Source organism: Paenibacillus durus (assembly GCF_000756615.1).
Lineage (GTDB): Bacteria > Bacillota > Bacilli > Paenibacillales > Paenibacillaceae > Paenibacillus_AQ > Paenibacillus_AQ durus.
Window position 1 is genome coordinate 980,028 of record NZ_CP009288.1, and the last position, 20,065, is coordinate 1,000,092.

Consider the following 20,065-nt stretch of genomic DNA (forward strand, 5'->3'; position numbering starts at 1 on the left):
AAAGGGAGAAATGAATTTGAATTTAACTCTAAAATTGAGCGATATTTTGACCAATCCGAATCAGCCACGCAAATATTTTAATGAGGAATCACTGAATGAGCTGTCTAAATCTATTTTAAATGATGGATTACAGGAGGCTATATTAGTCAGACCGCACGGAGACAAATATGAAATTGTTCAAGGTGAGCGTAGAAATCGTGCAAGTCAAATAGCTGGACTAGGTACGATTGCAGTGAAAGTAAAGGAATTGAGCGATGAAGAAGTTTTTCATCTATCTGTCATTGAAAATATCCAACGGGAACAAATGACTCCTATTGAAGAAGCTCATGCCTTTTATGAGTATGTACAAAGAGGATACACGCATGACCAAATTGCTAAAAAAGTGAGCAAAAACAGAGCTTTTGTTACAAGCCGTTTAAGACTATTGAAACTATTACCTTTTATTCATGATTGGATTGCAGAAGGATATATTTCGGACGGTCATGCCAAGCAATTATTGAAAATGGAATCGTTTTTGAACAGATTGCTAAAAAACAAACCGACCTTAAAAGTCCTTCATGAAGACGGTTCAAAGAGAGAAGAAAGTCATTTTGAAAATTATCAATTGAAATTTCATAGTTCGTTTTGGGAGAAGCATGACATAAAAAAAGAAAAACTAACCGTAAACGAAGTCAAGAGTTGGGTGGATGATTGGCATTACGGTTTAATCATCTCGCCTATTTTGAATTATAAGGGACTTGGCTCTATGGTTGTTTCTAAAATTAGAGGGTTCGCTTTAACCGCTCAAATGGATTGTATTATCAACCATCTTCATATCTCTAACATTACAGAAGAAGATATTGATTTTGCAGTTGATTATGATTTGAAAAAAAATAAAGATGATTTTGATTCCAAATTCAGGCCGTGGATGATTGGGAAATTTTGGGATGAGCTGCGAAATGAACTATTTTACTCTGAGATCAGCATCGAAGAAAAATGGAGTTTACATAGCTTTCAAGACGAATTGAATAGATGTAAAAATTAAAGCGATGCTGTAGAGGGGAATAATTGGACGTTAACGAAAGAAATCAAATTGTATAAGCAAAAATTAGGATCATATTGCGAAAGCAATAAATAGTTCAACTGATGACATACTGGATGACTTGTAGGCCATGGAGTAAATGGTGTCACGTGACACATTGTTTAGGTCATACTATGCGCCTGTTAACACGGGCGCTTGGGTGACACCTGCTATATGGGTGAAATTCAACAATGACAGGAGTGAATCTGAATGAGCTACTTTTATTGTTATGATGGTCAGATGATGCGGAAATTACAGGATAAAAATATCCGTTACATTACTCGTGCTTTGACGATTGATAAGCATCAAAAGTTTTGGCTGTACGCTATTAATGAAGAATTTCAACAGGCATTAGAGGAAATTAGGAATACGAAAATATAAGGAGTGAATCTGATCTGGCAGTGAATCGGGATTGTGAAATTGAGCAAATGTATAATTATTTAACAGAAGAACATAAACAAAATGTACATAAGGGAGCATTTCAGGATATTGCAGACGTATTTCTAGATTTATATAACGAGTACACAAAACAGTCTAGTCAATATATAGAATTCAAAAATAATAACCGGGGGGTAGAAAAGCCTGAGTCAGCTGTAAAATGGCTCTGCAACGCTAGTATGGGGCATGGGAAAACAACCGTATTAATTTGCTTCTTGAAGTGGCTTGTATCTGAAATTCATTTGAAGAAGAAGGTCCCAGTTCTATTAGTCATTCGGGAGAATGGGATGGCTGAAGAAGTGTTCAATGAATTGAAGAAATTTGATGAGCATTGTATTGTCAGTGTGAGAGCTGCCAATAAAGAAGATATTGAACAATATGTTTGTTATCATCAAATTGTCATTATTACTCATAGTAGACTCGATAATCTGGCTCTTGGATATGGAAATACTCAAATGTATACGAGTTGGAAACAATATCGCATGAATGGGTTTAGTAGCTACGATGCTCTTGATACTCACAATTATGTATGCACTCGAAAACGATTATTGATCGTTGATGAGAAACCTTCCTTTGTCAACGCATCGATTTTTGGAATTGACAGTTGGGATAATGCATTAGATTGGTTTAATACGTTGTCCTTTGTTCTAAAAATGCAGCCTTTTCAAGCTCAAGTCTTAAAAACGTATATTCTTCATTTAATTGCAAACCAACTCGTCGAAAACACCTCAGATGTAACAACGGCTCTTATGACGAAAACCAAAGATGACAAAATGAAAAGTATTCTAAATGCCATTCAATATATAAAAGCTAATGCTGAATCCAAAAGTAAAATTGAAGCGTACAAGAAAATGATTCACTTTGAAAAGTTGTGTAAGAGATCCAAATTTGGAAGAATTGACGACTATGAGCAAAATGGTTTGACAGGTAGAAAAATTATAGTTGCAGAACGTATCCACTATGGCAAACTGAAGTTGAACATACTTGTTCTAGATGGAACTGCTAAAATGAACAGTAGACAATATATAGGTTTTAAAGCAAAGATCATTCAGAATTATAATCATTACGCTCGGCTAAATATGTGCCAAGATCTCATCAACACTTCAAAAAATAGTCGTTTGAAGAAGGGACATACTACTCAAAAAGCAATTACGGAACGGATACTTGAGTTAAAGCAGAAGCATTTAGATTTATTCATATTGCCAACGAAATTTGACATTCCAATCTACAAAAAATTAGGAGCTATTGGAACAGAGCAGCAGGATTCCTTTGAAGAAAAAGCAAGTGATCATACTCGGCCTATTAACTTAATGAATACAACAGGGAAAAATCAGCTTAAAGATAAGACAGCGTTGTATTTAACCAGTCTGCCTCGAATGAATCCCGATTACTATAAAATCATTGCAATATCGCTTTATGGAGACAAGGTTTCACTAAAAATGAGCGAGGAAGATGATTGGAATTGGTTTGAAGATGAAAAGTTAGAGATGGTGTATCGAGGAGAACTGTATGCTGAGTTTTTGCAAATTGTGCATCGGACAGCGTTAAGAAAAATTAATGAAGATACGCCTATCCACATATATGTTGCATTTAACCAAAATGAAAAGGACATAGCTGTAGTTCAACCGATGTTTTGGGAGATTAACAGTTGGTATATGCAAGGAAAAATGAACTTTATCTATCACTACGTCAATGATGAATCCTTATATGGCCGGGGAGATACCATCCGAAACTTTGCTGAGGAAATACATCATTGGATTTGGGAGAATTCTACCTATTTTAATCAGTTGCCGATGCCCGTCAGTAATATTCAAAAAGGTGCAGATAGTATTGGGGAGAAATTTAGGAAATGGCTGTCCAAAAACAACAATTGGATAAACAAGAAAGAGATGATCAATAAAGTTTTTGCACAATACGGATATATTATTTATGAGCAAAAAGACAGATATAGCTCAAACACCAAGTACATCTCAACGATTAGCAAATATTACGAATATCAGATATTTGGTTCGTAAATAGACGTGACCCCACTTCTCTATATATAGGGGAAACTGGGGTCAGTTCATAATTTTAGCTTTAGGGAAAAGGCTTATGTAGCTGGTGTTGTTCTTTAAAAGGAAGGTTTCCAGTTGAGTACCTCCATATCCAAGATGGTTTTCCTTGGATTGGGGGGACAAGCAAGCAACAGGTCCATCGTTGCGCGGTAGGCACTTGAACTCAGAATTTAAATTTGCACAATTCAGAGTCATATTTGAAGTGCTCTCTTGTTACCCCATTTACGTTTTATAATTTCAATTTACAGATTGAATAATCTTGTTGAATCCCGACTACTATTTGCAAAATATCAAACCAATATGAATTGGAGAATGGGGTTCACTAGTTTGAAGTATATTCACGTGACACAATGTTGAAAAATTAAAAGTACATATTATACACGGGAACTCTAGCTACGAGGCAGGGTTCCTTTTTGATTTGGAGAGGAGAAATCAGGATGATTATATTGTTACAAGCATTAGCCGTAGAAATCTGTATTTGGATTAGCATATTCTGCATTGTAACTATGAGTGAAAGGGGGATCAAGTGGATTGGAAATCAAATTCGTAAACGTAGAAGTTTTAATTCCGTACATAAAAAACGCTAGAAATAATGAGAAAGCTGTAGAATATGTAGCAGCAAGCATACAGAATTATGGATTTAAGAATCCCATTCTGATTGACAGTAATCATGAAATCATAGCAGGACATACTCGGCTGTTAGCAGCCAAGAAGCTTGGACTGAAGGAAGTCCCAACAATACTGGTGGATGATTTAACGCCTGAGCAGGTCAAAGCTTTCAGAATAGCCGATAACAAAACGGCTGAGTATGCAGATTGGAATTTTGAATTGTTGGCGCAGGAACTAGAAGAGTTAAAACTGGCTGATTATGATCTTTCTCTAACTGGATTTGATATGAGTGAGTGTGAAAAGTTGCTGGATACATTGTATGAAGATACAGCTCAAGACGAAGATGATTTTAATGTAGAAGAAGCATTACCTGAACATCCAATAACTCGTAAAGGTGACATTTGGCTACTTGGGAAGCATAGGCTAATTTGCGGTGACTCGACTAATCCGCAGGATATTACAACATTGATGGAGGGTAAGAAGGCTCGGCTTATTGTGACTGATCCGCCATATAACGTAGATTACACTGGCAAAACGAAAGATGCTTTAACAATTCAAAATGACAAAATGGACGATGGTCAATTTTATGAGTTTCTGTTGGCTGCTTATACAAGAATGTATGAAGTAGCTGATGACGGAGCAAGTATTTATGTGTTCCACGCCGATAGTGAAGGTTTGAATTTTAGGAAGGCATTTATCGAAGCTGGATTCAAACTGGCTCAGTGTTGCATATGGGCTAAGCAAGCGATGGTAATGGGGAGACAAGATTATCACTGGATGCACGAACCCGTATTATATGGTTGGAAACCGACAGGTGGACACTATTGGAACAGTGATCGTAAGCAAACAACCTTATGGCAATTTGATCGTCCCTTCCGGAATGAATATCATCCCACGATGAAGCCGATTCCCTTAATTAGCTACCCAATTAAAAATTCGAGCAAGCTTGGTGATATCGTACTCGATTCATTTGGTGGCAGCGGATCAACCCTGATAGCTTGCGAGGAGACGGAACGTGTTTGCTATATGATGGAGTTAGATGAGAAGTACATAGATGTAATTGTGAATCGGTATATAGCCTACGTGGGGGCAGACAGTGGGGTGTGGTTGATTAGGAATGGGAAGAAGTATAGCTATCAAGAAGTGGTTGATGAGTTGGTAATATGCTGACCTAAGGTGATACATGTAATGGTGAACTCAGTCGATAAGGGGGTAACTGATGATTAACTCCCCCCCTTATACGAGCTCCCCAAATTGTGCTGTGTTTTCTTTATATGCATTCATTATTTCATCTCGGGTTCTAAAATCGCCAGGCATATAATAATTAACTGGTAGTATCGGAAGCTTTAAGTAGAAAATATCGAAATAGTTAAACTCGTATCTTGCAAAGTAGCTAATATCTACAAGTCTATCATCAGGTGGAAATGAGTCTAGAGTCATAATGAAACCAAATGGTGCGAAAGAAATCTCACTAAACAGTTTAATTCTACCATCGGTTATAGCAGACGTTATACCACTTTGTCTCGATAAGGTTGAAGTGGTCAAATAAGCGTAGATATTGATTCTTGGATCAATGTACATTGTTTCCTTATTCAGAAGAAACTTTCTTAATTCGGGATTTTTCCCGATAAAACCTGGATTATTTGCTGAACAAAACATAGCAATTACTTGTTTAATGAAACGAAGCGGAAAAACTCTGAATGGATAATAAAGGGATAAAACCCCTTTTCCTGTATGAAGTAAATTCGCAGCTTGGTAAACCATGTCAACATATGAGGGAACATACCAAGATCCAGTCGAGTTATTACAGTAGCCACATAGGGTATAGTCCCCGGCCCCTCTTTGTTCAATTCTAGCTTGAGGTGGAAAATAATCAGGTCCTTTGTCAACATAGTCTTTGAATTCGGGTTTGCGAACCCTTCGATCATTGAATGCTGCTTCAGGAGGGATATGTTCAAAGGTGAGCACTCCAAATTCACCGCAGATGTGACAAACGCCCTCCACTTTCTTTTTAGCCACGGTTTAATCAGCTCCTTATATTTAGATATTATAGCAAATAAAAACAGGATATACGAAAAACTAGAGTTGGATATCAATTGAACGGAGGTGAGGTGAATGGCTAAGGAAAACAAACCAAAGAAGCCAACTAAGTATGAATTAAATGTGGAACCACGTTTTGATGAAATTAGGCAATGGATTAAGGATGCCGTAACTGATGATGAGATCGCAGTGCGATTAGAAATACATATTACCACGTTGTACGAGTATGTGAAAATACATCCTAAATTCACAAAGTTAATGGAACGTCCATCAAAATATGAAACCCATATCGTACCAAGGCTTAACGAGATTCGAGACTGGTGTCGAGAGGGATTAACAAATGAACAAATGGCTGAAAAACTCGGCATCCATCCTGCCACTTGGTATGAGTATGCAAAGAAGTACCCAACCTTCAACGAGCTTATTAATTGGAGCAAATCCGTTGCTATAAATCGCGTGGAAAGTTCACTTTTTAAATTAGCAATGGGATATGATTATGAAGAAATCAAAACAATTGTGGAAGAAGATAAAAATGGAAAAAAGAAAACTCGAATTGAGAAGGTCAAACGGCATCAACCCCCGAACCCGACAGCGATAAGCTTCTACTTGAAGAATCGTGCGCCCAATGAATGGAACGACCGCCGTGAGCTGATCATTGATACGAAGGCCGCTGAGTTGGAACGGAAACAGCTATTCCTTGATATGATTGAGGCAGATGTAATTGAAGCTGAATATGAAGCCATAGAGGAATCCAGCCATGCTGAGGAAGGCTTCGAGGAGTCAGATGCATAAGGTTATGTCGTCAGTAATTCGATAGATAAACGCCAGTTTCAGCCCTAATAATGCCCCAAAATAGGCCGTTTAGACTGCATAAGATAAGTTATGTATTGAGTTGACTGTCTCCCCCACCAACGGTATGATGTGACACACAAGCGAAGGGTGGGGGTAAAGTGGACTATTTACAGGGGTTTGAGGCGCACTTACGCAGTAAGGATCGAAGCGAGAATACAGTATCTTGCTACATACGGGACGTACTTCAGTTTATGGCTTGGTATCGGGGCAAGACGGAGTATGGACTGGACAAGTGGATTGAACTGGATGGCGTGGAATACAAAAAGGTTCTGCAAAGCACCAACCAAGCGATACTAACCATCAACCGAAAGATCGCCAGCGTCAACGTATTTGCACAGTGGATGCACCAGCAAGGCTATATAAAGGAAGAAATACATATCGAAGCTATCAGGAACAAGGATGTCCGCCAGTATAAAGGGCTTGAGGATACAGATTTGTGGAAGCTACGTAATGAAATTCATCGTACGGGCAATAGAATGCATATCTGTATGATCGAATTGTTACTGGGAACGGGGATACGGGTAAGCGAATTGGTTGGTATCAAGCTGAAGGATATTGAGATAAGTGAACGCAAAGGAATATTGAAGGTACTCGGTAAGGGGAACTCCTTTCGCACAATACCATTGAATAAGGATGTGCGAAAAGCCATTACCCGATATCTTGAAGTCAGGCCACAAGTGGAATCAGAGTATCTATGTATTGGGCAGCGTGGAGCTTTAGAACGGAATGCGGTCAACCTGATTCTGAACAAATACGGCAATCGGATCAATGTAAAGGTTACACCACATATGCTGAGACATACACTTGGCTATAAGCTGGTAAAAACGACTCCTTTGACGACCATCCAGCAAATCCTTGGACATGATCACGTAGCGACAACCAATATCTATACACTAACAACGCAGCAGGATATGGCTGAAGCCTTAGCAAATATCGAGTGGTGAGGAGCCACTCTTTTTGTCGTGGATAGAGGGGGGCTTCTATGTAGATAAACGAAGCCGCCAGCAAAGGTTGCAGAAATTTTTGTGATTATTTTACGGTAAATATGAGAAAGGGGATATACCAATTGAAACGATAAAGCAAGAAGCTGAGCGTCAAGCTGAGCTGCTTAAACAGTATATGGAGAAGCATTTTAAACCACCCAAAATAAAACAACTGATCGAAACCTTCTCCTTCTCCGAGCTTCGTAAACTAATCGGTGAAATGGACATTGAGTTTTTTGCCCTATGTTATTTCCCTAAATATTTTGATCGAGAGTTCGGAAGGTTTCACAAAGAGCTATTTGCAGAATTAAAACATATGCTTGCTAATATAGGACTGATTACGGCTTTCGGACTCCCCAGGGAGCATGGTAAAAGCACAATCAGTTCTTTTTTATTCCCGCTATATGCCACGCTTTATGATCAATCCCAGTTTACACTAATCATATCGGCAACAGAGCAGATCGCTCTTCCCTTCCTTGATATGATCAAAGATGAACTTGAGACGAATACAATGCTGATTGAGGATTTTGGTATCCGTAAGGGGAATCGCTGGAATAACAATGAAATATGGCTACGGAGTAGAAGTGGACTCGATTCCTGCATTATGATTCGTGGAATAGATGGTTCTCTTCGGGGTATCCATTATAAGCATCACAGGCCAACGCTGGTTCTTATGGACGACCTGCTAAAGGAAGATACGGCACGATCAGAAGCTAAGCGAGATCAGATCAAGAATACATTCACCGATGTCATCCTTCCCATTGGTACAAGGGATACCAACATCCTAATCTGCGGCACTATTCTAAATGAAGAAGATCTGATGGCTGATTTGCTCAAAGGGAAAATACCTGGAGTTAGAAGTATAAGGAAATCGGCAGTCATTCAATTTTCCGAACGAGATGATTTGTGGTCTGAATGGGAACGACTATACAACAACCTTCAAGACGAGGACAGGGTCAATTCGGCTCTGTCTTTTTTTATGTCCAATAAAGATGAGATGCTTGAGGGTACGGTAATATTATGGAGCGAATATCTGGATTATTATTATTTGATGTGCAAGAAGCAAGCGATGGGTGAAAAGTCATTTTATAAGGAATTACAAAATGATCCCCGTTCAACCGACGAGTACATTTTCCAGAATATCATGTATTGGGACAGGTTGCCTGAATTTGAAGAAATGGAAATCGCCATGTATATTGATCCAGCGATCAAAGCCGGTAAAAAGAACGACTACTCTGCCATCTCAATCATTGGGCAACATCGGAAGACGAAACAGATTTATGTGATTGATGGCAACGTGTATAAACTTTTGCCGGATAACTTGTTTCAAGTGGCAATCGAAAAGTTGACCACCTACCCTATTGATAAGATTGGATTTGAAGTCAATCAGGCTCAGAGTTATATGAAGCAAAAGTTCGAGGAAGCATTGTGGAAGGCAAAGATTTTCACGCCAGTTGATAGTGTAAATTCCAAGGGGCAGAAGCATGAGCGAATTATCAGTTTAGAGCCAGATGTGAAAAAGGGACACATTCTGTTCAGCTCTTCCAATATTAGGTATAATAATCAGGTAAGAGATTACAACCGAAACTGCAAGTTTGACGATGCACCGGATAGTTTATATGGGGCTGTGCAATTGATTCAGTCAGTGAAGAGTCTGAAGTTTTATGATCGCAATTTGTTGTTTTGAATCAGTTAATCAGTATGTGTACGAAAGTTATTTAGTCACAATTGCAGGAGGCAGCTGAATGAGTAAATTCTATATTGATGAAGCAAATAGGGCAAAGAGTTTCATTATTTCTTCTAATGAATTATTTAGGTTTGCTTTTCCTTTGAACTTTGTTGTAGATTTAAGTGAGAATGATGATCTTGTAGAAAATGGAGCGGATAAATCTATAGAGAAGGAAATCCGAAATACATTATTCATCTACTTTAAATTATTCAAGTTATTCAATGAGTTTTTGGAGAATGAGCAACTATATCATCAATTGATCAAAAGTGAAGTCGAATATTTCTTGATGAGATACCGTATTGTTTTTGATATTATTGATAAGCACTTGATCAAAAGTATAAACATAGATAGAAAGAAAATAGAAACCACAATTTATAACAGTGATGAATTTTTACAACTTAAAAGTATTCGCAACAAATTAGCTCATGAAGGATTAAGATGCCATATTTTTCAATTTGGTAAAGACCCACAATTATCATTTCAAATTTATGATGCTGGCACATTAGAGGATAATATAATTTTACCCGAAATTTTTATGGATAAAAGAGGGTCTCACATTTATTTTTTACAGCACTATATTACCTGGTTGATAGCAATTATGTTTAATTTCTTACAGAAATATTTTATTGAGATACAAGAAATTAGACTAAATGGAGGAACACCTTCTCAAGATACTCTTGAAACAATTCAGTTTCTTGAACGCGGGAATAACCACCCACTTTCTCGGATAACATTTTTATTTGGAGAGTTATTAACACTACAAGAAGGATTAGATAAATTCATTGCTTACGTTGAACAAGATACATAGACGCTTCACCCAAAATAATATTTGAGCCCTTACCAGAGAGGTAAGGGTATTTTTTTGTCCATTTGAAAGGATGCGATGCAATGCAAATAACCGAATCAATTATTCAAGAATGTTTGAACGAACTCAATCAAGCCGCAATAACCAAACAGAAGTATTTCGACTATTACAATGCTCAGCATTCAATCTTGAAAGACTATGCCATGCAGGAGAGCAGAAGCAACCGAAAGCTCATTTTCAACTTCCCACGCAAGTTCGTGGATAACGAAGTCGGTTATCTGCTCGGAAAGCCAGTTAACTATGTATCGAAGTCAGACAATGATGATGTCATCCACAAAATTGACTTGAACATGAGCCATTGGGATAAGGAGCATAACATCAATCTTCGGAAGCAGAGTGAAATCTACGGGGAGAGCTTCGAGTTGAATTATCTCGATTCAGAAGGACAGTTCTCAGCAGCGGTATTATCTCCGCTTAATGCGTATGTGTTGGAAGATGGAACGGCAGAACGAAATGTATTACTTGGCTTACATAAATTTACCCGTCGATTCGATGAGCAAGTATATTTGGACGTGTACACTGATAATGAAATTTTACATTACGAAATGATCAGCAGCGACAATTACAACAGTAAATCTCCAGAGCTAAAATATCTCGGCAAACACAATCACATCTTTGGAAGAGCTCCTCTTATCTCTTGTCCGGCAAATACGGAGAAGAAAAGCGGCTTCCAAGATGTGATTTCTTTATTTGATGCTTACAATGCCCTGAACTCAGATTTGGTCAACGAAATTGCAGACCATCGCAATGCTTATCTGGTCATTGAAAATGCCAAGTTGGAAGCAGAGGATTTGCTCAACATGAAAAAGATGGGGATCATACAAGTCCCTGCGAACGGAAAGGTAAGCTGGCTGACGAAAGAGATCAACGACTCCTTTGTGAAAAACGAACTGGACAACATCGAGCGCAAAATTTTCGACATGATGGATCAGGTCAATTTTAATGAAAATTGGGCAAGTAATACATCCTCCCTTGCTCTCAGAAATAAGCTGCTCAATCTGGAGAATCGTGTGGCGATGCGGGAAGCGTTAATGGAAAAGGCAATCAAGCAACGTCTGCGTAACTTCTTTACCTTTCTGCACATTAAAGAGGGCGTGCAATATGATTTCCGGGATATCGCTGTAAAATTCACAAGAAACTTGCCAACAGACTTGGTAGGAATGGCCGATGTGATCGTCAAATTGCAGCAAGTGGTATCTCAGGAAACGTTGCTAACACTTCTCCCTTTCGTGGAGAATCCAAAACTGGAGTTGAATAAATTTTATGCGGAACAGCAACGATTAATTGAAACAAATAGGCTCAATGTTACGCTTTAGAGTGCTGAGAGGCTATATATATCTAGGGTGAAAAATAGCCAAAAGTGAGGAGTCGGTATGTTTGTACCTCTTCCTCGTTTTTTCCATTTCTAATGCGTAACATCATTGTCCTGAGCATGACGTTAAACTGTCCAATCAAATAAAAATATGCGTGTTCGGTTCAGTGGTGTCGGATGGGCAATAGAGGAGATTAACAAAAATGAAATTGGAACAAGTGAAGCAGTTGATTGAGGAAAACCAAACAAATGAGGAATGGCGGACATATCTTCAGGATTTGAATCCGTATAGCGTAGAGGGGATAGAGCAATTTATTCAGTCCAACAAGGATGCGAAAAGTTGGTTCGATAGCACGATAGACAAACGATCCACCAAGTCGTTGGAAACATGGAAGGCCAATCATCTGGAAAGTGTGGTGGACGCTGAAATCAAGAAGCGATTCCCGACGAAGGATGAGAAAGATATCGAGGTCGAAAAGCTACGTGCTGAAGTTGAAAATATGAAGCTGGAGAAGCAACGTGAACGATTAACGAGTCAAGCCATCAAAATAGCCAGTGAAAAGAAACTTCCACTTCCGTTAGTGGATTTTTTTATTGGTGCGGATGAAGAAGCTACGACAGCGAATTTGGCTATGTTAGAACAATCGCTGCAATTGGCTATACAACAGCAAGTCGAACAACGGCTTAAAGGGGAAGGCTACACCCCTCCGGCTAGTTCAACGAGTAGCACATTTACATTAGAAGCGATTAAAGGCATGTCGCCAAACGAGATCAATCAGCATTGGGATCAAGTCAAACAAGTATTACAAAACAAATAAAAACGAAAAGGATATGGTGAATACCTATGTCAGTACAAAATTTTATTCCTACAATTTGGAGTGCCCGTTTAAATGAAAGTTTCAAGAAGAATCTGGTTTATGGGAATATCGTGAATACCGATTACGAAGGTGAAATTAAAGGCCAAGGATCAACAGTCAAGATTAACTCAATTGGCGCAGTAACGATTGGAACCTATGATAAGGCAGCAGGAATCGGCAATCCACAGGAGTTGGATTCCTCTCAAACAAATCTGATTATCGATCAAGCTAAGTTTTATAATTTTACCGTCGATGATGTGGATGCGGCTCAAGCCAATGTGGATTTGCTAAGTGGAGGGATTGTAGAAGCATCCTATGGTTTGGCAAATGTAGTGGATCAGTACATAGCAGGATTTTATACAGAAGTAAAAGCAGAAAATACAATCGGAAACGATACAACGCCTATTGTTCCGTCTTCAGCTACAGCTTATGATTTGCTTGTGGATTTGGGAGTCATCTTAGATGAAAATGATGTACCTGAAGGGGATCGCTTTGTCGTTGTTCCTGCTTTCTTTTATGGACTGCTCGTCAAAGATCCTCGATATACTAAAGATGCTAATGTTATGCGGACAGGATTTGTGGGTAGTATCGATAATATGTCGGTCTACAAATCGAATAATGTGCCGAACACGACAGGAGCAAAGTATAAAATCATTGCTGGGCATAAGAGTGCCATCTCATTTGCTGGTCAAGTGGACTCCGTTGAAGCCTATAGACCAGAGAAGCAATTCTCCGATGCGATCAAAGGATTACAAGTTTATGGTGCAAAGTGTATCAAACCTGAAGCCATTGCTGTATTGACCGTTAACAAGTCCTAAATCAGAGATCATTATAATAGAATAAACATATTGGGGGTGTCCACTTTGGATGCCCTTATTTTAATTTTAGGAGGTCCAAAATATGTGGTTTTTGAATACAGAAACAGGATGTATATGGGAAGTAGTAGATCAGGAGTTGATTCAGCGGTTACGGGCAAATGCAATTTATGAGCAGGTGGACGAACCGAAAAAAGAAGTACCGAAAACGCCTGAGGTGAAGAATACGAAGCGTAACGATAAGGAGCCAACTTAATGGATGAGCAAGTGGAGTTGTTGAAACGGTTGTTAGGCGTGGATTTAGCGGATGTATCCAAGGACGATATCTATACACATTATTTGAACAAAGCTAGAAACAACATCATCGGTTATTGTAACGTTGACAGTCTTCTGGTGGCCTATGATGAAGTGGTTATCGATTATGCCATGTACCTCTACAAAAATAAAGATTCGGTAGGACTCATGCAAAAGCAAGAAGGCGAACGCTCAGCCAGTTATGAACCAGGTATCCCACAAAGCATTCGACTGGCTCTTCCTCTGCCAAGAATCAAAGTGGGGTATTAGCCATGTTCAACGATACAAAACTTGAGATTTTAGATCCTATGAATTTGACGGCTATACAAACGATTTATGCTGATGTTCAGCCATACATAAAAAATTATTCGTTTGAGGATGATATCTCGCTGGAAGTTACGCATAGGGCCTTCTGCGATCAGCACTCCGAGCTGGAACTATGCCGGTACATAAGAATGGATAATCAAATTTACATCATCGTGGATTTGAAGGAATGGAGCGACCATATGGAGCTATATCTGTATCGTTGTAAGACCGATTTTAAATAGGAGGGAGTAGTGATGACACGAAGTATAAACTTGATGCTGGACTTCTTCCTTCGGGAGAAGGGTCAACCTATCCATTTAAACGGAGTGCTGCAAAATGTTATCATTCGAGAGGCAGTCGATAAGATACAAGCAACAGATGAAAAAATAGTACGTGCAGCAACTCCGATATATACTGGTGATTTAGTTGATTACCAAAATGAACGCTATTTGATAACAAGCGAAATTGACCAAAATGATCAATCATATCGGGGAAGGATGAGGAAATGCAATTACGCTATCGCTTTTAACTGGAATGGCAATGTGAAATGGTTTGATGCCATTGTGGAGGGTAAAAGCTTTTCGATTGATGTAGGCAATGTCATTTCAATACCTGATGGTAGTATTAACATATTTTTGCAGGACAATGCCGATACAAGAGACATCGCGTTGAACCAGCGATTTTATAATACGCATCAACCGTTTAAAGTCAAGGGTATCAATTGGACTTTAAAAGGTATCATCCAGTTAAGCTGCACATTGGATAGCATGAATACAGCTTATGATGACGTGGAAAATAATATCGCGGACAGATGGAAGTACGAAATTGCTCATACATACGCATTACATATACATCAGGGAACGATAGCTCATGTGCTGCTCAACGAAACGTTATCATTGAATGTGACCGCTACGGATAATGGGAATGAGATAGCCAATCCGGCGATCACCTATACATCCAGTGATCCGAGTGTAATTAACGTAGACCAACAAGGTCAGGTTATGGGCATCTCTTTGGGACAAGCGAGTATTACTGCGAAATTAACGTATCACCCAACAGTATGGAGTACCATTGAAATAAGAGTTGCCGAAACAGGAACACATTTTTATTCGATAGCCATTATTGGCAATCCATTTCTAAAAACAGGCCAGAGTGCCTCATACGTCAGCAATATCTATGATCTTGGAACGGATGTGTTTGACCAGTCGGTACAGTGGAGCCTACGAAATCAAGATGATTCAACTCCTATCATGGGGAGCCTGACAGCGAGTACAGGAAATAGTGTAACCATAAAAGCAGGAAGCAGTAGTGGGGCGAACAATAAAGCCCTTGTACTGACTGCCACCTTAGTAAGCGATCCTAGCATTATCGCAGAAAAGAACATTAGCCTTAAGAATTTATTCTAAGCTTTGGCTTGCCCAAAAGGTGAGCCATTTTTATTTTAAAGGAGCACATACATATGCAACGAAAATCTATTGATTATCTACTTAGTCTAAGCCTATTGAAGCAATTGAGATCACAAAATGTAATTACAGAAGAAGAGTTTATAGCGATCAATGAGCTTAATAAAAAGTCTTTTAAGTAGCTATAACATGGGCAGAAATGGACTTGATGATGTGCCACAAGCATTATAACATGTGACCGTATACAGAAGATATCGAAGGGAGAAACAACTATGGCACAGGCCGCAACCGCAAAAAAAGTCGTCGTCGTTCCGATTAAAACGATGGACATCGTAGAGGGAATTCAATTTATTCAAAAGAAGAAAGTCGCTGCCTATTGTCGGGTCAGTACGGATTCCGAGGAGCAAAAGGAAAGCTATTCCAATCAGGTAAATCATTATACCCAATACATTCAAAACAACTTGGAATGGGAAATGGCGGATATTTACGCTGATGAAGGGATCACCGGAACCAGCACCAAAAATAGAACGCAATTTAATCGGATGATCCAGGATGCCCGAAATGGTAAACTGGATCTTATTCTGGTCAAGTCGATTTCGAGATTTGCTAGGAATACACTGGATTTATTGAAATATGTACGGGAACTCAAAAGTCTCGGCGTTGCTGTATTTTTTGAACGAGAGAACATTAATACACTTGATACAACAGGTGAAGTATTACTGACCATCTTGAGTTCTCTTGCCCAAGATGAGAGCCGAAATATTTCCGAAAACAGCCGATGGGGAATACTGCGTGGCTTCCAGAACGGCAAAGTCTTCTGCAACACAACCCGCTTCCTGGGCTATGATAAGGACGAACATGGTGAACTGGTCATCAATGAGCAGGAAGCTGAGATTGTGCGGCGCATCTATGAAGAGTATTTGGACGGCAAAAGCTATCAGGCGATTGCGGACGGTCTTATGCGAGACCAGATTAAAACGGCTACGGAAGGCGATACATGGTGGGATTCTTCGATCACGCTGATCCTGACCAATGAGAAATATTACGGAGCCTTACTTCAGCAGAAAACCGTTACCGTGGATTTTCTGACGCACAAGCGGATTAAAAATCGGGGACAGGAACAACAATATTTGATCGAGGATAACCATGAACCGATTGTATCCAAGGAAATATTCGATGCGGTACAAAAAGAGAAGGAACGGCGTGCAAAGCTGAAAGGCAATGTTATGGGGGATCGCAAAAAATACTCCAGCAAATATCCGCTCAGCAGCAAAGTATTCTGCGGATGCTGTGGTTCCAATTTCAAACGCCGAACCTGGAACAGTAATAATCCATCCAAAAAGGTAGTATGGCAATGCCGAACGTATGTGAATGAAGGAAAAGAAGCATGCGATGCCAAGTCGGTTGATGAGCAAGGTTTGCAGAATGCGTTTGTCCGAGTATTCAATCGAATGTATGAGAATAAGGAAGCATTTATCCAAACGTTGAAAGCGAACATTGAATCGGTACTTACTAAAAGGGCAGGGCAAGAACCATTATTGGAAATCGCGCGACATATAGAACAGTTTAAATCGGACTTGAAGGGACTGGTGAATCTCAAGTTAAGAAATCAGATCGATGAGGCCGTATACAATGAAGAAAACGTGAGAATCTCAGGTGAACTAAACGAACTTCGGCAACAGAAAATCCTGCTGGAGAAGGATAACGACCAAAAGACACAAATCAAGGATCGTGTAGATGAAATAATTCAGGTATTAAGTTTACGGCAAGGTGTACTGATACAATTTGATGATAACCTATTCAATGCGTTGGTGGAGAAGATAACCATTCTCTCACCAGCGCATTTTATTTTTACCATGAAGAGCGGAATTAGCATAGACGAAATCTTGGACTAACGAAGCATAGGCTAACGAACATTTGCGGGTTGCATGACGGGAAGGATTAAGCGAATCCCGTCTTTGACTCCTTCGATATAGATCGCCTGCTTGTGCTTGCTTTGCTGATATCCCATCACTTCTTCCCATTCCGATAACAGATGCTGAATTTCATCACTCTGGCGACTTTTGAATTGCTCGAATTGAGTTAATAGAAGCTCGTCTTCTGGCGAACATGAAGCCTGTTGCTTCTTCGCTAATTCCAACTGATAAAATCGCTGGCGTAACGCTTCCAGAAACCAATACGGCCAATCTATAATGCTACATAGAATCTAGACAGCAAAAAAGGAGATTCTTAGTTGTGCCAACATCAAGACGAACATTCACGCCGGAAGAAAAAGCACGAATTGTACTGGAGATTCTAAGAGAAGAAAAGTCCATTTCGCAGCTGGCTTCGGAAGAAGGAATCCATCCCAATGTGTTAAATCGCTGGAAGAATGAAGCGACTCAAAATCTGGCTCAGCTCTTTGTAGACGACCGGAAAGGGATCACGAAGATGAAAAAAGAATACGAGCAGCAGATCGAAGACCTCTACGCCGAAGTGGGTAAACTGACCACCCAATTGTCGTGGCTCAAAAAAAAATCTGGCCGATAATCTCAGCCGTGCCGAACGGTTGCTCCTCGTCGAGTATGGGAACGCTGAACTTTCCATTCAAACGCAGGCGGACTTGCTCAGCCTGAATCGTTCCAGCCTGTATTACAAGCCGGTCCCTCCCTCCCCGGAGGAAATTCGCCTCAAGCACCGGATTGACGAGCTTTACACCCGCCATTCGTTTATGGGTTACCGGACGATTGCGGCCATCATGAACCGGGAAGGGGATGCTATTCATCCCAACACCGTACGGCGGTATATGCGGGAAATGGGGATCATGGCGATCTTCCCCGGTCCTAACCTGAGTAAGCGAGACCTACAGCACCGGATCTACCCGTACCTGCTGCGTAAGCTGCCGATTACAGCGCCGGATCAGGTCTGGAGTGTCGATATTACCTATATCCGCATGAAACAGGGCTGGATGTATCTGTATGCCGTCATGGACTGGTATTCGCGCTTCATTGTGGACTGGCAACTGGATCAAAGTCTGGAAATTGACTTTGTCCTGGAAACCATGAAACGCGCCTTGGCCCGTCGTGTTCCGTCCATCGTGAACAGCGACCAGGGCAGCCACTTCACCAGTCCCAAGTACATTGATCTGCTCAAGGAAAAGGAGATTCGGATCAGCATGGACGGGAAGGGCCGAGCGACAGACAATATTGTCATTGAGCGCTTTTGGCGCAGCCTAAAGTACAACGAAATTTACATCAACGAGTATGGCAGTCCAAGAGAGACCCGGCAGGGTGTAGGAGGATATATCCATTTGCATAATCACTACCTGCCTCATCAGTCCCTGCAAAACCATACGCCGGCTGCTGTGTATAACCAGGAGGTCATGCTTTCATCCACATAGGAATAAGGTGAAGGGAACTTTGTTCCCCTCCCGCGCCTTCGCTTGGGCCTTGTCCTCCACCTACAACAGCTCTACTTTTCACTTTGCACTTTTTTTCACACCTTAAATATATTCAAATCTCTGTCTTGACATCTTGTAGCACCATAATCTGACATGTTGTGCTTCCCCTCCCGTGATTTAAGTGTGTGTATGTTAACTCTGATGGGGAGGGATGGCAAGTTATTGTTTTTGTGTAGTGAGCTGTTAAATTATCTTTAAAAAATATTATTCATTAAGAAAATTTGGATTTATATGTAAATATAAATATTGGAAAATATCCTATTTAAGTAATAAGGATAACAAAAAAACAGGTCAATCATGGTGGTATCTGACCATAATTGACCTGCTTCATGTAACGCTATTACGTTAAGTAGGGATACTTTTTCCAGACCTCTGTACGTACATCAAAATTCGTGAAATCTTCCTACAGGTAGAACAAAGGTTAGGTTGGTATGATGAGGTAAAGTGTTTTATTCGGCACTGGGTAGCCCCACCACGAGTTGTTAATTAAAACGATGTTCTCAATGTAGCTATCTTATTTATTTCATATTGATAATTACATTTTCCTTTGAAATAAGTCTCCATGTTTTTAAAAAATTCATCTGCTCCGTCTAATAATGTTTCAATTAATTCTTTCTTCGGAAGTACGACTTTAATATGGTCATTAGCCTCAATCTCATAAAGCACTAAATCTCCAGATATTGATTTTAAATATAGCTTTACAGGTTGGTCTGGAAAGTAAGACTCCCCTTCTCCAGTATTTAACAAACTCTCAATAACATTTAAAATATATCCCCATAATTGGTCAACCAAATCCCACAACGTAACATCAAGTAAAGTTTGTTCGCAATACTCTAATGTAATTGCTCCATTTAGATAATCAAAATCCAATAAATTTTCAAGATTTAGTACCTCATGAGTATTATTAATCTGAACAAAATAATCTTGGGTGTTAGATTTCAATAGTGATAGGTCACTAATTTTTCTATCTGGTCTACTAATTAAGGTATTTACATAAAACAATTTGCTC

The 20,065-nt window shown here is 39.7% G+C and carries 21 protein-coding genes; 18 read left to right on the forward strand and 3 right to left on the reverse strand.

Going from position 1 to position 20,065, the window contains the following annotated elements; all coding sequences use genetic code 11:
• Window positions 1-16: 16 nt before the first annotated feature.
• The 4 genes from PDUR_RS27090 (at window position 17) to PDUR_RS04485 (ending at window position 5,331) form a co-directional block, all read left to right on the forward strand.
• Window positions 17-1,024, forward strand: a complete 1,008-nt coding sequence (locus PDUR_RS27090) for a ParB/RepB/Spo0J family partition protein (protein WP_052410039.1) — start codon at window positions 17-19, stop codon at window positions 1,022-1,024.
• A 246-nt stretch (window positions 1,025-1,270) separates the two neighbouring features.
• Window positions 1,271-1,441 (forward strand): hypothetical protein, encoded by a 171-nt coding sequence (locus PDUR_RS29080; RefSeq protein ID WP_169744887.1) that lies wholly within the window; start codon window positions 1,271-1,273, stop codon window positions 1,439-1,441.
• Window positions 1,442-1,488: 47 nt separating this feature from the next.
• Window positions 1,489-3,513 carry a hypothetical protein gene (locus tag PDUR_RS04480; protein WP_156130296.1) on the forward strand — a complete coding sequence of 675 codons (2,025 nt, stop codon included), beginning with the start codon at window positions 1,489-1,491 and terminating at the stop codon, window positions 3,511-3,513.
• A 570-nt stretch (window positions 3,514-4,083) separates the two neighbouring features.
• Entirely contained in the window at window positions 4,084-5,331 is a 1,248-nt protein-coding gene (locus PDUR_RS04485) for a DNA modification methylase (protein ID WP_042205273.1), read from the forward strand.
• A 66-nt stretch (window positions 5,332-5,397) separates the two neighbouring features.
• Here PDUR_RS04485 and PDUR_RS28540 read toward each other — a convergent pair whose 3' ends face one another.
• Window positions 5,398-6,180, reverse strand: coding sequence for a hypothetical protein (locus PDUR_RS28540; protein WP_156130299.1), 783 nt, complete (start codon window positions 6,178-6,180; stop codon window positions 5,398-5,400).
• A 96-nt stretch (window positions 6,181-6,276) separates the two neighbouring features.
• On the opposite strand from PDUR_RS28540, the gene PDUR_RS04500 reads away from it, so the two are divergent.
• From PDUR_RS04500 to PDUR_RS04550, 13 genes are all read left to right on the forward strand, one after another.
• On the forward strand, window positions 6,277-6,993 hold the full coding sequence (locus tag PDUR_RS04500; RefSeq protein WP_042205276.1) for a helix-turn-helix domain-containing protein: 717 nt from the start codon (window positions 6,277-6,279) through the stop codon (window positions 6,991-6,993).
• A gap of 158 nt (window positions 6,994-7,151) precedes the next feature.
• Window positions 7,152-7,997, forward strand: coding sequence for a tyrosine-type recombinase/integrase (locus PDUR_RS04505; RefSeq protein WP_042205277.1), 846 nt, complete (start codon window positions 7,152-7,154; stop codon window positions 7,995-7,997).
• 175 nt (window positions 7,998-8,172) lie between these two features.
• Complete coding sequence (gene terL, locus PDUR_RS04510; RefSeq protein WP_042205278.1) at window positions 8,173-9,723, forward strand: phage terminase large subunit; 1,551 nt, start codon at window positions 8,173-8,175, stop codon at window positions 9,721-9,723.
• A 58-nt stretch (window positions 9,724-9,781) separates the two neighbouring features.
• Window positions 9,782-10,573, forward strand: a complete 792-nt coding sequence (locus tag PDUR_RS04515; RefSeq protein WP_042205279.1) for a hypothetical protein — start codon at window positions 9,782-9,784, stop codon at window positions 10,571-10,573.
• 80 nt (window positions 10,574-10,653) lie between these two features.
• Window positions 10,654-11,946, forward strand: a complete 1,293-nt coding sequence (locus PDUR_RS04520) for a phage portal protein (protein WP_042205280.1) — start codon at window positions 10,654-10,656, stop codon at window positions 11,944-11,946.
• 199 nt (window positions 11,947-12,145) lie between these two features.
• Window positions 12,146-12,760 carry a DUF4355 domain-containing protein gene (locus PDUR_RS04525; protein WP_042205281.1) on the forward strand — a complete coding sequence of 205 codons (615 nt, stop codon included), beginning with the start codon at window positions 12,146-12,148 and terminating at the stop codon, window positions 12,758-12,760.
• A 26-nt stretch (window positions 12,761-12,786) separates the two neighbouring features.
• Window positions 12,787-13,617: a phage major capsid protein gene (locus PDUR_RS04530; protein ID WP_042205282.1), complete on the forward strand. Its 831-nt coding sequence runs from the start codon at window positions 12,787-12,789 to the stop codon at window positions 13,615-13,617.
• An 82-nt stretch (window positions 13,618-13,699) separates the two neighbouring features.
• Window positions 13,700-13,870, forward strand: a complete 171-nt coding sequence (locus tag PDUR_RS29085) for a hypothetical protein (protein WP_169744888.1) — start codon at window positions 13,700-13,702, stop codon at window positions 13,868-13,870.
• A complete protein-coding gene (locus PDUR_RS04535; RefSeq protein WP_042205283.1) occupies window positions 13,870-14,178 on the forward strand; it encodes a phage head-tail connector protein in 309 nt (102 codons plus the stop codon). Before PDUR_RS29085 ends, PDUR_RS04535 begins: the two co-directional genes overlap by 1 nt.
• Before the next feature lie 2 nt (window positions 14,179-14,180).
• Entirely contained in the window at window positions 14,181-14,456 is a 276-nt protein-coding gene (locus PDUR_RS04540) for a hypothetical protein (protein ID WP_042205284.1), read from the forward strand.
• 12 nt (window positions 14,457-14,468) lie between these two features.
• Window positions 14,469-15,620, forward strand: coding sequence for an Ig-like domain-containing protein (locus PDUR_RS04545; RefSeq protein ID WP_042205285.1), 1,152 nt, complete (start codon window positions 14,469-14,471; stop codon window positions 15,618-15,620).
• 53 nt (window positions 15,621-15,673) lie between these two features.
• Window positions 15,674-15,799, forward strand: coding sequence for an SHOCT domain-containing protein (locus tag PDUR_RS30185; protein ID WP_330217239.1), 126 nt, complete (start codon window positions 15,674-15,676; stop codon window positions 15,797-15,799).
• A 141-nt stretch (window positions 15,800-15,940) separates the two neighbouring features.
• Entirely contained in the window at window positions 15,941-17,512 is a 1,572-nt protein-coding gene (locus tag PDUR_RS04550) for a recombinase family protein (protein WP_233277477.1), read from the forward strand.
• A gap of 11 nt (window positions 17,513-17,523) precedes the next feature.
• Here PDUR_RS04550 and PDUR_RS04555 read toward each other — a convergent pair whose 3' ends face one another.
• Window positions 17,524-17,757 carry a hypothetical protein gene (locus PDUR_RS04555; RefSeq protein ID WP_042205287.1) on the reverse strand — a complete coding sequence of 78 codons (234 nt, stop codon included), beginning with the start codon at window positions 17,755-17,757 and terminating at the stop codon, window positions 17,524-17,526.
• Between the two features lie 95 nt (window positions 17,758-17,852).
• Between PDUR_RS04555 and PDUR_RS04565 the strand changes: the two genes are divergently transcribed.
• Window positions 17,853-18,996 (forward strand): IS3 family transposase gene (locus PDUR_RS04565; protein WP_218918414.1). Its coding sequence is split into 2 segments (ribosomal slippage): window positions 17,853-18,127 and window positions 18,126-18,996, totalling 1,146 coding nucleotides; the frame shifts between segments, so codons are not numbered across the junction.
• Between the two features lie 546 nt (window positions 18,997-19,542).
• On the opposite strand, the gene PDUR_RS04570 is transcribed toward PDUR_RS04565, so the two are convergent.
• Window positions 19,543-20,058 carry a hypothetical protein gene (locus PDUR_RS04570; protein ID WP_042205288.1) on the reverse strand — a complete coding sequence of 172 codons (516 nt, stop codon included), beginning with the start codon at window positions 20,056-20,058 and terminating at the stop codon, window positions 19,543-19,545.
• Window positions 20,059-20,065: the final 7 nt, after the last annotated feature.

What these genes read in the sequence shown, in the direction of transcription:
- PDUR_RS04535 (WP_042205283.1), top strand. Translation starts at nt 13,870, where the DNA reads ATGGATGAGCAAGTGGAGTTGTTGAAACGGTTGTTAGGCGTGGATTTA.
- PDUR_RS04480 (WP_156130296.1), top strand. Translation starts at nt 1,489, where the DNA reads ATGTATAATTATTTAACAGAAGAACATAAACAAAATGTACATAAGGGA.
- PDUR_RS30185 (WP_330217239.1), top strand. Translation starts at nt 15,674, where the DNA reads ATGCAACGAAAATCTATTGATTATCTACTTAGTCTAAGCCTATTGAAG.
- PDUR_RS04545 (WP_042205285.1), top strand. Translation starts at nt 14,469, where the DNA reads ATGACACGAAGTATAAACTTGATGCTGGACTTCTTCCTTCGGGAGAAG.
- PDUR_RS04515 (WP_042205279.1), top strand. Translation starts at nt 9,782, where the DNA reads ATGAGTAAATTCTATATTGATGAAGCAAATAGGGCAAAGAGTTTCATT.
- terL (WP_042205278.1), top strand. Translation starts at nt 8,173, where the DNA reads ATGGAGAAGCATTTTAAACCACCCAAAATAAAACAACTGATCGAAACC.
- PDUR_RS04500 (WP_042205276.1), top strand. Translation starts at nt 6,277, where the DNA reads ATGGCTAAGGAAAACAAACCAAAGAAGCCAACTAAGTATGAATTAAAT.
- PDUR_RS29080 (WP_169744887.1), top strand. Translation starts at nt 1,271, where the DNA reads ATGAGCTACTTTTATTGTTATGATGGTCAGATGATGCGGAAATTACAG.
- PDUR_RS04550 (WP_233277477.1), top strand. Translation starts at nt 15,941, where the DNA reads ATGGACATCGTAGAGGGAATTCAATTTATTCAAAAGAAGAAAGTCGCT.
- PDUR_RS04540 (WP_042205284.1), top strand. Translation starts at nt 14,181, where the DNA reads ATGTTCAACGATACAAAACTTGAGATTTTAGATCCTATGAATTTGACG.
- PDUR_RS04530 (WP_042205282.1), top strand. Translation starts at nt 12,787, where the DNA reads ATGTCAGTACAAAATTTTATTCCTACAATTTGGAGTGCCCGTTTAAAT.
- PDUR_RS29085 (WP_169744888.1), top strand. Translation starts at nt 13,700, where the DNA reads ATGTGGTTTTTGAATACAGAAACAGGATGTATATGGGAAGTAGTAGAT.
- PDUR_RS04525 (WP_042205281.1), top strand. Translation starts at nt 12,146, where the DNA reads ATGAAATTGGAACAAGTGAAGCAGTTGATTGAGGAAAACCAAACAAAT.
- PDUR_RS04520 (WP_042205280.1), top strand. Translation starts at nt 10,654, where the DNA reads ATGCAAATAACCGAATCAATTATTCAAGAATGTTTGAACGAACTCAAT.